16 protein-coding genes are annotated in these 13,065 nt (G+C 51.0%); 13 read left to right on the forward strand and 3 right to left on the reverse strand.

From position 1 onward, the window contains the following. Positions 1-11: 11 nt before the first annotated feature. Together KIS30_07230 and KIS30_07235 are read right to left on the reverse strand one after the other, a co-directional pair. Positions 12-794, reverse strand: a complete 783-nt coding sequence (locus KIS30_07230; GenBank protein ID MBX8646531.1) for a hypothetical protein — start codon at positions 792-794, stop codon at positions 12-14. After that, positions 781-1,827 (reverse strand): 4-hydroxy-tetrahydrodipicolinate synthase, encoded by a 1,047-nt coding sequence (locus tag KIS30_07235; GenBank protein MBX8646532.1) that lies wholly within the window; start codon positions 1,825-1,827, stop codon positions 781-783. The genes KIS30_07230 and KIS30_07235 overlap by 14 nt, the downstream gene beginning before the upstream one ends. Positions 1,828-2,312: 485 nt before the next feature. Here KIS30_07235 and rpl7ae point away from each other — a divergent pair, with 485 nt between their 5' ends. From rpl7ae to KIS30_07265, 6 genes are all read left to right on the forward strand, one after another. Next, the gene (gene rpl7ae / locus KIS30_07240) at positions 2,313-2,684 is read left to right on the forward strand and encodes a 50S ribosomal protein L7Ae (protein ID MBX8646533.1); all 372 of its coding nucleotides are present in this window, start codon (positions 2,313-2,315) and stop codon (positions 2,682-2,684) included. Positions 2,685-2,694: 10 nt separating this feature from the next. Continuing rightward, positions 2,695-2,904, forward strand: a complete 210-nt coding sequence (locus KIS30_07245) for a 30S ribosomal protein S28e (GenBank protein ID MBX8646534.1) — start codon at positions 2,695-2,697, stop codon at positions 2,902-2,904. A gap of 13 nt (positions 2,905-2,917) precedes the next feature. Next, the gene (locus KIS30_07250) at positions 2,918-3,313 is read left to right on the forward strand and encodes a hypothetical protein (GenBank protein ID MBX8646535.1); all 396 of its coding nucleotides are present in this window, start codon (positions 2,918-2,920) and stop codon (positions 3,311-3,313) included. Between the two features lie 6 nt (positions 3,314-3,319). Beyond that, a complete protein-coding gene (gene ndk / locus KIS30_07255; protein MBX8646536.1) occupies positions 3,320-3,769 on the forward strand; it encodes a nucleoside-diphosphate kinase in 450 nt (149 codons plus the stop codon). Positions 3,770-3,778: 9 nt separating this feature from the next. Beyond that, a complete protein-coding gene (gene infB / locus KIS30_07260) occupies positions 3,779-5,527 on the forward strand; it encodes a translation initiation factor IF-2 (protein ID MBX8646537.1) in 1,749 nt (582 codons plus the stop codon). A 69-nt stretch (positions 5,528-5,596) separates the two neighbouring features. Continuing rightward, positions 5,597-5,971: a hypothetical protein gene (locus KIS30_07265; GenBank protein MBX8646538.1), complete on the forward strand. Its 375-nt coding sequence runs from the start codon at positions 5,597-5,599 to the stop codon at positions 5,969-5,971. On the opposite strand, the gene KIS30_07270 is transcribed toward KIS30_07265, so the two are convergent. Continuing rightward, on the reverse strand, positions 5,948-6,784 hold the full coding sequence (locus KIS30_07270; protein ID MBX8646539.1) for a hypothetical protein: 837 nt from the start codon (positions 6,782-6,784) through the stop codon (positions 5,948-5,950). The genes KIS30_07265 and KIS30_07270 overlap by 24 nt on opposite strands. A 20-nt stretch (positions 6,785-6,804) precedes the next feature. Between KIS30_07270 and KIS30_07275 the strand changes: the two genes are divergently transcribed. From KIS30_07275 to KIS30_07305, 7 genes are all read left to right on the forward strand, one after another. Then, on the forward strand, positions 6,805-7,719 hold the full coding sequence (locus KIS30_07275) for a DUF4129 domain-containing protein (GenBank protein ID MBX8646540.1): 915 nt from the start codon (positions 6,805-6,807) through the stop codon (positions 7,717-7,719). Next, positions 7,716-8,273, forward strand: coding sequence for a hypothetical protein (locus KIS30_07280; GenBank protein MBX8646541.1), 558 nt, complete (start codon positions 7,716-7,718; stop codon positions 8,271-8,273). Before KIS30_07275 ends, KIS30_07280 begins: the two co-directional genes overlap by 4 nt. Beyond that, entirely contained in the window at positions 8,255-9,235 is a 981-nt protein-coding gene (locus tag KIS30_07285) for a MoxR family ATPase (protein ID MBX8646542.1), read from the forward strand. Before KIS30_07280 ends, KIS30_07285 begins: the two co-directional genes overlap by 19 nt. A 90-nt stretch (positions 9,236-9,325) precedes the next feature. Next, complete coding sequence (locus KIS30_07290) at positions 9,326-10,483, forward strand: DUF58 domain-containing protein (GenBank protein ID MBX8646543.1); 1,158 nt, start codon at positions 9,326-9,328, stop codon at positions 10,481-10,483. Continuing rightward, a complete protein-coding gene (locus tag KIS30_07295) occupies positions 10,480-11,004 on the forward strand; it encodes a hypothetical protein (GenBank protein ID MBX8646544.1) in 525 nt (174 codons plus the stop codon). Before KIS30_07290 ends, KIS30_07295 begins: the two co-directional genes overlap by 4 nt. 143 nt (positions 11,005-11,147) lie before the next feature. Then, positions 11,148-12,104, forward strand: coding sequence for a MoxR family ATPase (locus tag KIS30_07300; GenBank protein ID MBX8646545.1), 957 nt, complete (start codon positions 11,148-11,150; stop codon positions 12,102-12,104). 29 nt (positions 12,105-12,133) lie between these two features. After that, on the forward strand, positions 12,134-13,003 hold the full coding sequence (locus KIS30_07305; protein MBX8646546.1) for a VWA domain-containing protein: 870 nt from the start codon (positions 12,134-12,136) through the stop codon (positions 13,001-13,003). The last annotated feature ends 62 nt before the right edge of the window (positions 13,004-13,065 follow it).

Here is a 13,065-nt window from a genome sequence, read left to right on the forward strand (position 1 = left end):
ATTCACCTGCACTACGCTTTGCTTTGGGCGAGTATGTCATGCATTGAATATAAACCGGGCTGTCTTTCCTCTTCGTTCAGCCACTTCACCGCATGGGCTATGCCGGCGGCATATGCGCGGCCGTCAGTAACCGTATGCCTGAACTCCAGTTCTTCAAAGGTGTCGTGAAGGAAAATTCTGTGTTCCGATCCAGGTGCGGATCCTGCGCGGATTGAAACTACCTCAATATCACGCTGCTTTCTTGGCCCTGCTTCCGTTTTGATGCGCATGTCCCCGTAGAGGGCAGAAATTTCGCTCGCAAGCTGTTTTGCTGTCCCGCTTGGAAAGTCCTTCTTTTCTGCCCTGTGTCTTTCCAGGATGGTTACGTCAAATCCTTCCGGGGCAGGAAACAGCACTGGGAGGATGCTCCTCAGCATCGCGATTCCGCGGGAAAAATTACTGTCCATCACGATTGGAACGTTTTCAGCCGCCGAGGCGATTGCGTTCTGCTGACGTGCGTCGTGCCCTGTTGTGGCAACAACCAGAGGAGACTGGGTCTCAACAGATAGAGCCGTTGCAGCTTCTGTTCCAGACGGGGATGAAGCGTCAATGACGGTCCTGCCCCTTGCGAGCTCGGTCGGGAAGGCATGAACCTGATAAACCGAAACAGGTTCCCCTCCTGTCACTATTTCAAACCCGGCGGTAACAGAATCAGATATGCCGGCCGCAACTGTAAATTCGCCACCGCTGTGCCGTGCAATGGCACTGCCAAGCCTGCCGTTGATCCCGAAGATTATGACTTCAGTATGCTTCATACGATATCTCCTTGATTAGGTCAGGGTTAAGAATTCTTTCTCCTATGTCAATGTCAAAAAAGTCTTCTATACTGTCAAAGAGCTCCGGATGCTTCGCATACTGCTCACGTGCGAGTTCCAGCAGCGATAATGCGGCGTTTGGACCAAGTCTTCCAAGGGGTTGTCTGCAAAAACCTGACGGCATTCCAAACAGATGCATGAGGCTCTTGACGGGTACCGGATTTCGATACTTCAGCGACACATTTCCTTGTGGCGCACTTTCCGTCGATCTGACTGTTACTGCTTCAAACCACGGTGACAGCATATCTCTGAGTCTTGATGCCTCAGCGGCGTCGCCGTCAAGCAGTGATTTCACCATCCCGGTGACCGCTTGGGGAAATATGTTTGAAATGACAGAAATCACACCGTTCGCAGCAATATGGTCATCAGTCATAGCGCCATAGGTCAGCGCGTCGTCACCCGACATTATCGAAAGGGAACTGCCGCAGTATTTCCTGACCTCCTTCATATTATCCAGGCTGCCTGTGGCTTCCTTCACGGAACTGATGTTGGGAAAGTTACTGTGAAGAATCGCAACATCCTGAGGCAGCAGCTGCGTCCCTGTTCTTCCCGGTATGATATAGGGAATGATCGATACGTCGGGGAGGGATCTGCATATTGGTTCAACATATTCTCTCCGTATTTCGAGCGAACTCGGCGCGTTGTAGTAAGGGTCGACAAGCAGTAGTGACTCGAAACCCATCTTCGCCGCCACCGCAGACATCTCCATTGCTTCCCGTGTGCTGTTCTTGCCGGTGCTTGCCACAGGAACCGCTTTGCCTGCCGAGCAGGCCGCGAGACACTGCTCAAGCACTTCATGATATTCTATCGAAGACAGCGTGGACGCCTCGCCCGTTGTGCCGGCAGCCACGATGCCGTCAACGCCGCTCTCCAACTGGAAGGAGAGCATGTCAGAGAGGCCGTCTCTGTCCAGTGAGCCGTCCCGGCAAAATGGACTCACGACGGCCGTGAATGCGCCTCGGATTTTGGTCATGGCTGGCGCGTAAACCGGTACCTTATTTAAATATTACGATAGCATCACTTTACTATCTAAATTCGTAATCATAAATAATATGTCAACCTGTCAATATTTGACAGGCAATATCGCTTAGTCAGGCATAGCTCAACGTGCGGCCGGAAGACAATGCATGTGAGATGCGCGCCAAAATGACAGATTGTGTCGTCATGGCAATTTTTCAGGGGGTCGTTAGAAAAACCGCCCTGTTCAGTGGGCGATGCAATGTGAATGGGAGCGAAATATTGCCATGGCCATACGGGTCCTTGAGCGCCGTGAAATAAAGGCAGAAGGAATGGCAGGCCCGATTGAAACCGAAAATCACCGGCACGAAATCACCGGACAGGACAGTTGCCAAAGACAGCATCATACTCAAGAAGCTTTATATCGAGGAAGGGTTCTGTGAAATAAATACAGGTGCCCGTGAATGATGAAGATGCATGGCATCCGAATGAGGTATTAAAATGACAAAACCGATATATGTAAGATTCGAGGTTCCGTCCGAACTTTCGGAGAAAGTTTACCAGATTGTCGAGCTTTCACGCGAAGGCGGGAAGCTCAGGAAAGGCACGAACGAAGTGACTAAGGTCATCGAGCGCGGCGAAACGGGTCTTATCGTTATGGCCGAAGATGTTGACCCGCCTGAGATACTTGCCCACCTACCCCTTCTGTGTGAGGAGAAGAACATTCCTTATGCATATGTTCCCAAGAAAACTGAACTTGGAACTGCTGCCGGACTCGACAAGCCGACTGCCTCCGTTGCCATTGTTGATGCCGGAAAGGCAAAACAGATGATGGACTCTGTCCTGGAAGAATTGCGGAAGCTGAAGAAGTAGGTGGTAGCAATTGCCAGACGACAGTATTCCAGCAGAAGTTGTTGAGATCATAGGGCGTACGGGAATGACCGGCGAAGCGACGCAGGTCAAGGTCCGGGTGCTGGACGGTAAAGACAAGGGCCGGATTATAACGAGAAACGTTATGGGTCCGCTTCGGGTCGGCGATATTCTTATGCTGCGTGAAACAGCAAGGGAAGCAAGAAAGCTGTCCATCAGGTGAGAGGTGTTTCCAGATGGTTGACAGAAGAAATTGCACTTTTTGCGGTAACGGCATAGAGCCCGGGACTGGAAAGATGTACATCAGAATAGACGGTTCGGTCTTTTATTTCGACAGGCACAAGTGTTTTGTCAATTTTGTGGAATTGAAACGCGTGCCAAGAGAAACGCGGTGGTCTTCGCTGAGCTCGAGCGCCTCAAAGTGGAAAGACAGGGAAAAGAAGAGCAGGCCCGCAGTCGCGAAAAAATATGTGCCGAAGGATCTTGCGTCCAGACTTAAGAGAGAAGAACAGAGACGTCACGCTGAAGAAGCCGGGGAGAAACATACGGAGCAAGCGCCGGAAACACCCGAGGCTCCAGCAGAACAGACGGCATCTGCTGCTGCGGATTCGGAAGAGAAAAAGGAACAGTGATGTTCGATGGAAAAGACCTTTGTCATGGTAAAACCTGACGGAGTCCAGAGAGCACTTATCGGTGAAATAGTGTCCAGACTGGAGCGGAAAGGGCTCAGAGTGGTTGCCCTGAAGATTTACAGGATCCCGAGAGATATTGCGGAACGGTTTTATGCAGAGCACAAGGGAAAGCAGTTTTACGAAGGACTGATTAACTACATCACCTCGGGCCCGGCAGTATGCATGGTATGGGAGGGTCACGAGGCAGTGTCGGTTGTCAGAGCAATGATGGGAAAGACAAATCCTGCAGAGGCGCAGGCTGGAACGATCAGGGGTGACTTTGCACTTCACCCGGGCAGGAATGTCATACATGGTTCAGATTCCCAGGCGTCAGCCAAAAGAGAAATAAACCTATTGTTCAATGATTATGAGCTCATAGATTACAGGAGAATAGATGCCGAGTGGTTAATAGAATGAGGGTTTACAATGCCTGTCAGACAGCCTATCGTGACTGTAATGGGTCACGTGGATCACGGAAAAACAACCATACTTGACAGCATCAGAGGAAGCTACGTCGCGGCGGGGGAGTCCGGGGGCATAACTCAGGGCATCGGCGCCACTGAGGTGCCGATGGACAGGGTAATGAAGCTCTGCGAAAAGATACTGAAGGACAGCACGTTCACCATTCCTGGTCTGCTCTTCATAGATACACCGGGACATCATGCATTTGTGTCGATGAGGGCGAGAGGAAGCGCCCTGTCTGACCTTGCAGTTGTTGTTATCGACATCAGGGAAGGCATAATGCCTCAGACAGTAGAATCTCTGCGGCTGCTGCGCAGGTACAGGACACCTTTTGTCATTGCGGCAAACAAGGTTGATCTGATAGACGGATGGAGAAGCAGGAGCTTTGAACCGTTCGTACTGCTCATGAACGAGCAGCGTGAGGATGTCCTTCAGAAACTCGATGAGGCACTATACAAGATTATAGGGGATCTGACCGGACTGGGTTTTTCTGCAGACAGATATGACAGGATAAAGGATTTTACAAAGAATGTCGCGATCGTGCCTCTGAGCGCCAAAACGAAAGACGGTATTCCTGACCTTTTGCTCGTGCTCACAGGACTCGCACAGCGATACCTGGAACAGAGACTCGATACCGAGGACGGCCCTGCCGAGGGAACAATAATCGAAGTAAAGGAGGAAAAAGGATTCGGCGTAACAGCCGACACGATAATTTATGCCGGCACGCTGAGCGTCGGCGACACTGTCGCAGTGGGCACCAGGGACGGTATACTTGCAACCAGAGTAAGAGGCATATTCAAGGCAAGACCGCTGCGTGAGACCAAGGATCCAAAAGAACGATTCAAGCCGTTCGACAGTGTCTCGGCTGCAGCAGGTGTAAAGCTGCTTCTGCACAGCACCGACGGCGTTGCTGCAGGCTCTCCAATTTATGCCTACCGTAAGGATCCTTCAGAGGTGGAGGACAGGATATCAAAGGAGAGCGAAGTAAGCGTCAGTTTTGACGAGAGTGGCATCCTTGTGAAGACAGATGCCATAGGTTCGCTTGAAGCACTCCTGCTTGAGGCTAAAGACAGGGGAATTGAGATTGAAAACGGATATGTTGGCCCGGTCACGAGGCGCGACATAATTGATCGTGAATCAAAACAGAATGTACTGGAAAAGGCGATACTTGCGTTCAATGTACCGCTACTGCCGGAAGCCTCCGAGGCGCTGGTAAAGACGGATGTCAAGGTCATAAGCGGCGACGTGATTTACACCCTGCTGGACAATTTTGCGAAGTGGAAGGAGCAGAAGAGCGAAGAAGACCTTGAGAAAAAGAGAAAAGATGTGGTTTTCCCCGGAAAGATGCTTCTCATGCCCAATCACGTTTTCAGACTAAGCAAACCTGCCATAGTAGGTGTGAGGGTTCTGGCCGGCAAGGTCATGCAGGGTACAAAACTGATCAGGAGCGACGGGAGGGAAGCCGGAAGACTCAAGAGCATTCGTGCCGGTGAACAGGCGAAAACCGTGGCAATCGCCGGGGACGAGGTCGCTATGGCAATAGAGGGACCAACAGTTGGAAGGCAGATTTCCGAGGGAGATGTGCTCTACTCGGACATACCTGAGTCTGATGTTACGAAACTGTTGCCTGAGGACATAAACTTCGATGAAAGCCAGGTTCTGGACGAATTCCTGAAGATTAAGAGGAAAACAGATCCTTTCTGGGGAAAGTGACACGACAGAACGGCAGTGCCGACTGTACCCTAGAAAGGTTAATAGAGCTTTTCAAAGGTAACTGTGCTGATGCATCTACCTTCAGAGCTTGAGGCGATTGCGGTTATTCCAGCGCTGCGCTCAATGCTGGCGCGGGAACTCGTGAACAACGGCCGCATGAGCCAGACGCAGGTTGCATCTCTTCTGGGCGTTACACAGGCCGCGGTGAGCAATTATATCACTGGAAGCAGGGGAAAGGAAGCAAGATATCTGGAGGACCCGGCAATAAGGAGAGCGATTTCGGAACTCGCGTTGAACATTGACGAGAAGCGAGACAGGATGTTAGTGGTCAGGGGTCTATTCGATCTTACGGAATTTATACGCAAGAACAGGCTCATGTGTAACATTCACGGGGCGCTGGATCAGGGTCTTGACGTGGACTCATGCCACATCTGCGATGACTGATTTCCTGTCCTGCGGCCTAACTGCATGCCCTGCTGCATCCGGGCAGGGCGTTATCTTCATCAGTCCAACAGCTCCATGGCAATTGCTGGTCGTCGCGACAACAGCAGTTAGCCCTCCGTCTCCTGAAGCCAGAGCGCGTTTCAGCAGTGATTCGCAGGACTCGAATACACTGTCCGATGAAATGCTGCTCACACCCCATGCATAATGGGTGGTTTTAAAAACGATTGTCATGTCCGCAGACCTTCCGACCCTGGCAGGCACCAGCGTGCTGAGATCCCACGTTCTCTCCCCCTTTATTGCGGGACAGACGGATGGCTCGATGCATGAAAAGGGGCAGAGCCAGGCTGCAGCACTGATGTACTTCGTTGTGCCATTGCTCTTTTCAAAAGGTAAATCGAATGTTGTTACGACGGGTATAAATTCAACGGCATGACCTCCACGAACGCGAAGGTAGTTTGAACACACGTCAAACAACAGATGTGGTGCAATATGAGCAGGTATGAGCTGATCGCCTCTGCCGGCAGAATAGCTGAGAACGTAATCAGACAGGAAAGAGGACCAGTCAGATTTTGCGAACACAACCCGACCGTTATCTCCGAATTCTGTTCTGGCCGGCGGCGATTCATTCCTGTCGACGATGACGATCCTTGCGTTGCCGCCGATCCTGCCGGCCCCGATTGCCTTCAGCAAACGTCTCGTCTGAAACGTTCCATAACATCCTCCGCCAATGACTATGATGTCCACGGCACCTTTACCTGCTGAATGTCTATATATCGTTGCGCTGTTTAGCTTCCTGACGATAACGAGCCTCAACAGTGAGAACCGGGGGATCGATGAGAAAAGGAAGCAGTGTCTTGACTGCAGGCACATTCAGGCTGTTGCTTGTATTTGCGGCACTGGTGCTTTCATCAGTAATGATTGCATCCGTATCCGGTAATGCCGGCTTCCTGTCGAATCTCGGCCGGCCGGTGCAACTGGGACCTGCCGTAGGGTATACGCTCTTATTCCTGATCATTGTCTTTTTCATAGCCGTCCTCATCATGGAAGTGATCCTCTTCTTCATACACGTGAGGACTTCGAAGAAGGGCATCCTGGTCGGAGGCGGCAGCAGAAGTTCCTTTGTGACCAACAGCATAATCGCTCTCGCTTTCATTTTTTCACTTGTGGGACTCTATTTTCTGCTTAACTCAGCACATCTCTCTTCGAGTATTCTCAACAGGTCAGCGCGCCCTGTGACAGGCAATTCGACGGCGCCCGTAATAGGCTTCGACGGCGGCTCGCAGTTTTCTTCAGCAATAGGACTTGTGCTTTCAGTAACCATTGCATTGATACTGGCTCTGGCTGCAATCTACGTCATCGTTGCTATCAGGCCAACCGGGATGCATGAGAACGAAGATGAAGCGCACGAAATGATCTCACAGAGCATAGGACAGGAGATAGAAAAGATAAGAGACAGCGCGGATCCGCGCGCCGCAATACTCGATTCGTACAGAAAGATGTGCTCTTTCCTCTCCAGCAGGGGTGCCGAGGACAAAGGATGGTGGACGGCAAGGGAATTTGAGAAAAGAATAACGGAACGGTTCGGGTTGCAAGGGAAAACTGTAGCAGAAATCACATCTCTTTTCGAGGAAGCCAAATACAGCATGCATCCGCTTGGCGGACTAGAGAGAGACAGAGCCGTAAGTCTGCTCGAGGAAATCAGAAAAGAGATAAAGGAGGCAGCGCCCGGGAGCTTGACAGTACAATGAACAGCATGACCTTGCCGGAAGCAGGAACGGGCAGAACGACGGCCCGTCACATTGCACTAATATCGCTTGCAACTATTGCCGCGTACGCTGTTGTGAGATTAACCGGTGTTCCGCCACTTTACCTGTTGCCAGTCGCCATTGTTGCCGCTGGTGGAATGGAATACATGCTTATCACGTGGGCATTGGGACTCCTTGAAGCTACACCAGTTACGTCGAAAATGCCTGCATCCACAGAAAGAGAAAGCGGATTCGCGAGAAAGTCGAGAATTGCCGGCATGGCGCTTGACGGCAGGGTCTACAGTCAGCAGATCATCCTTGCAGAGCTGAGGGCCCTGCTAGTTGAGAGGGCTGCGGCCAGAAACCAGGTTGGTTACAGGCAACTGACAGCAATTATTGACGAGAAAGGAGCATTTGGATTCTTCGGAAACAAGCCGCTTGCTGAATTGTATAAGAGCTCCTTTTCCGGGAAGGTCGAGAACGCCAAGATGCCTGCTTCGAAAAAGGAATTCGCCGAAAAGATTGAAAACGCGATTGAATGCCTCGAAGATTTTTGAAGGTGATCAAGCTGAATGCCCAGGAAGTTAACGGAAAAGCAAAGCTTATCTTGTCTGAGATGAACAAGGTGGTCGTAGGCAAGAATGATGTCGTCATGAAGATGCTGGCGGCCATTTTTGCAAACGGCCACATACTCATTGAGGATTTTCCCGGACTGGCCAAGACACTGATTGCGAGAAGTTTCGCAGCAGTTATAGGCTGCGACTTCCGCAGAATCCAATTCACACCGGACCTCCTTCCTTCCGATGTCACCGGCTCAAGCATACTGAACAGGAAGAGCAACGAGTTCGAATTAAGAAAGGGACCCGTATTCACAAACATTCTCCTCGCCGACGAAATAAACAGGGCGCCGCCGAAAACGCAATCCGCCCTGCTCGAGGCGATGCAGGAAAGACAGGCGACAATAGAGGGCAAGACGTACGGCATTGAGAAGCCCTTCATCGTAATGGCAACTCAGAATCCCATTGAATATGAAGGCACGTATCCGTTGCCTGAAGCACAGCTTGACAGGTTCATGATGAAGATATCCGTCGGATACCCTACGAAGGATGAGGAAGCTTCGGTATTGAGCAGAAGGAGAGAGCGGAAAATTGAAGGTTTCGAAATCTCCCCCGCAATAGATCGGGAAACACTGCTGTCGATACAGAGAGAGACAGAGGAAGTGCACGTATCGCGGGAGATTGAACAGTACATCGTGGATGTCGTCAGAGCGACAAGGATGCACCGTTCGGTCGAGATTGGTGCGTCGCCTAGAGGATCGCTTTCACTCATGAGACTTAGCATGGCCGGCGCGTGTGTCAGGGGGAGAGATTTCGTGACGCCCGACGACGTTAAAGAATATGCGGTGAACGCTCTGGCACACAGGCTTATACTCAAACCAGATCCTTGGCTCAGAGGTGTGAAGTCGGAACAAATCGTTTCAGAGCTACTGGAACAGGTGAACGTACCGAAGGTGGATTGACTGACCGGTCCGGGATTTGCGCCTGCAGTACTGCTCTCCTCGTTTTTACTCATCCTGTCGGTGATCACACGAAATCCTGTTCCGGCTGCAATGTTCCTGTCTGTCATTATCCTGATTGTCATGGAGAGCGACCTAAGAGATGCCGGCGGAGATTTCAGCAGCATACAGGAATGCGATACAGGCACGACCATTGTCGGTGAGAAGCTTCACCTCAGCTACACATTTGAAAACGCCGGAAGACTTCTGCTCGTTTCGCTGGTGCAGGATTTTCCTGAAGGTTTCCACAATCCAGCGGCTCGCCGCACGTTTCTTTTGCATAGAACGAGAAGCGTCAGCATTTCCATTACGATGGACGAAGGAGGAATGTTTTCGATCCCGCGGCCCCGCGTCTTCATATCAGACCTGTTCAGAATAAGCGCCAGGAGTATTGACTTCGGTGAAGTCAGAGAAATTACTGTCCTGAGCGGTGTTGCCAGGATGAGAACTGAACTGTTCAGACCAAAGAACTACAGAATGCTTCCGGGAAACATTGCTTCGAGATATGCCGGAAGCGGCTACGAGTTTCACTCAATACGCCAATATGACGAAGGACAGCCGCTGCATCATGTCAACTGGAAGACATCCGCTCGCCTCGATGAATTATGGGTGAATGATTTTGTCAGCGAACGCAGCGGCACGATGCTGATCATACTTGACGTAAAAATGATAGATTCGGACGAGGATTTGACGAAGCGCTATGCAGGACGTGCGGCATTCGCTGCATCTTCTATGGCGTATTCAGCAATAATGGAAAGAAATTCGGTTGGAATGATTGTTCTGGGCGAAAGACCGTTCAGGGTTAAGCCGGACTACGGCATAAGGCAGTTCCAGAGGATTTCCCACCTCCTGGCATCGATCGGCGTCTCCAGACATCCGTCTCCGGCTCAAATCGACAAGGCAGCTGAAGTGTACGGCAAGGCTTTTGCACAGCATGTTGTTATTTCACCGCTCGCCGATGACGAGACGCTTGACTCGGTAGCCACGTTGGCCATGAATTTCAGAGATGTGTGGACGATTGTACCCATCATATTCGAAAGAACGTCTACGCGCACCGGAGAGGATGTGGCGCGTGAGCTTCTCAGGCTCTCGCAGCAGAACAATGCAATACGGCTGTCGAAGGTGTGCAGAACAATCACTTGGGACAGGAGTGAAGCGTTGCAGAGCGTGATAGAAATTGCAGGAAAGGCGATGACAAGGGGGCCCAGATGATGGTCTGGCAGCCTGCAGTTTCCAAATACGAAATGACAGCCTTGCTAACAGTATCGATATTGGCAATGATGTTGGTGGACAGTCACGCTTACATGCTTTTTACTGTGGCATTGCTGATCATCATATTACTTGCTGTAGCAGGCGCCATGCAGGGTGTTTGCATAGCGTATGCGGCTACTGTAGTGGTGTTCATCTCGTTTGCGCGGGGCACGCTGATTTCGGAAGCGTTCGACGTTTTGCTCATAATAATTGCGCTCACATCATACAGTTTTCTGCGCCCGTCCACCGCGGAGCATAAACACATGACTGTTGCGGTGTCTTCGGAAAAGAATGTAGCTCTGAGCGGTGTGCTCAGACTTGCACTGCTCTTCATTATAATGCTGACCGCAGTTATGCTCGCAAATCTACTTTCCTGGCTGCTGGGAATAAGGGTGACAAATATTCTCATTCTGCTCCCTATGCTGGGTTTCGGCTTCCTGATCATAGTAATGGCGGGCCGCTTGGCAATACGGGCCGGATAGCCAGGCGCTAAACGTGAGAGGGCCGCTCTGTGTCTGAACTATCAGGCATAGCATGATCGTGCGACAATTTAATTAATGCAAAGGCATAGACTGAATTGAAAATACCTGCAAGAAGACAGGCAGAATAATCAGGTGTGACTGAATTGCGAGAACTTACCCTAGACCGGGAATCACTTGACAGAGCCGTTGGAGGCATAAAGACAAAGCACTCCATAATCGGAAGGGAAGTGGAACTGAGGAAGGCCCTGATATGCGCAAATGCGCAAAGGCACATACTTATTGAGGGACCCGTGGGAGTGGGAAAGACCGTCCTTGCGACAGCAATAGCAGACTATCTGCAGAGACCGATTTTGCGCGTAGATGGGGATGAGCGGTACACAGAGCAGAAACTGACTGGATGGTTCGATCCGCCGATTGTCATGCAGAAGGGGTACAGCGAGGAGTCATTCATCAGCGGTCCCCTGACGCAATCCATGAACGCCGGGGGGATACTTTTCATCAACGAACTCAACAGGCTGAATGAAGGAGTGCAGAATGTTCTCCTGCCGGCGATGGACGAAGGGAAGATTGAGATACCGAGAATCGGCACAGTCTATGCGAAGGAAGGTTTTCTCATAATTGCAACTCAGAATCCCAGGGAGTTCATTGCCACGAGCTCCCTGTCGGAGGCGCTATCCGACAGGTTCGAACTTCTCCCTCTGACGTATCAGGACGAGGAAGAGGAGCGCAGCATTGTGGAAACGCGCACAGGTCTCCACGACGAACACGCGACGCGCATTATAACAGCAATAATCAGGGAAACGAGGGTGCACCCGTTTGTAAGGCGGGGAGCATCAATCAGAGCTGCGACCAGCATGGCAACCATCATGTCATTCACAGAAAGGGACATAGAGGACTTCAGGAATGCTGCATATCTGTCTCTTCCCACAAGAATGGAGCTGCGCGAAGATTCTAAGAAGAATGTCTACGAGGTAATCGACGAGATCATAGACAAGGTTGTCAGCAGGACACCTGTTTCCGAACGCGAGAAGGAGGAAAACAGTAACCCTGAAGACACTACGGAAGGGAAGGCCGGGGAAAAAAAAACGATCGGGATCTGAATCAGGAACCTGAAAGCGCCCTGGAGATAATGGAGAGGCTGCGGGGAATCGTGGATATTCCGTCCGGAACAAGCGACGAAGTGGTATGGTCGATTGCCAAGAACTACCAGAAGATAAGGCTCAAGGCAAAGGACCCGTCGCTGGTCAGGGCGGCCAGAAGAATTGCAATCAGGGCAATAATAGACAGGACACTTGAGGAGCTTGGCCCGACGAGAATGCCGATGGTTAGGAGACTGATAGACTACTCCCCCGGCATCGAAGGTGAAATAGACATATCCAGCACACTTGACAACATGTCTTCTCCGTCCTCAAATGATGCCACCCAGATTGTGATGGAGAGAAAAGAGCTTAAGCACATCGCTTGTGTCCTCATCATAGATGCCAGTCTTTCTATGACTGGCGAAAAACTTGCAATGGCAACCAGCTCGATTGCGGTCCTGGCTCAGAGGCTCAAAGGCATAGAATATGCAGTGATCCTGTTTGAGAACAGGGCGAATGTGATAAAGAAAATGGACAGGGATGTGGACCTTGAAAAGCTCATAGGGGACCTGCTTGACCTGAATGCCATGGGGTACACGAATATCGAGTCTGGCCTGAACGCAGGCATAACGGAGCTTGAGAAGGCGAAGACGCCAAACAGAATAGGCATAATAATCACGGATGGAAACTATACCATGGGACACGATCCGAGAACGTCAGCATCGCTCTTTCCCAAGCTGCATGTAATGATGACGACCGGACTGGATGCCAGAGAGGACATATGCGCAGGGATGGCGCAGCAGGGCAAGGGAAAGATGTTTGAGATAAGCAATTACGAGCAGATGCCCGGAGTGCTGTACAACATCATCAAGACATTTCATTTCAGGCTTTCGACAGGCGGAGGGAACGCAAATAGATGAAGCGGCCTGGATGCCGCAGAGACATAGCGCCTTAACCGCGAAATAGATTAATCATTAATACA

The sequence above is a fragment of the Candidatus Sysuiplasma acidicola genome (assembly GCA_019721035.1).
GTDB classification, from domain to species: domain Archaea; phylum Thermoplasmatota; class Thermoplasmata; order Sysuiplasmatales; family Sysuiplasmataceae; genus Sysuiplasma; species Sysuiplasma acidicola.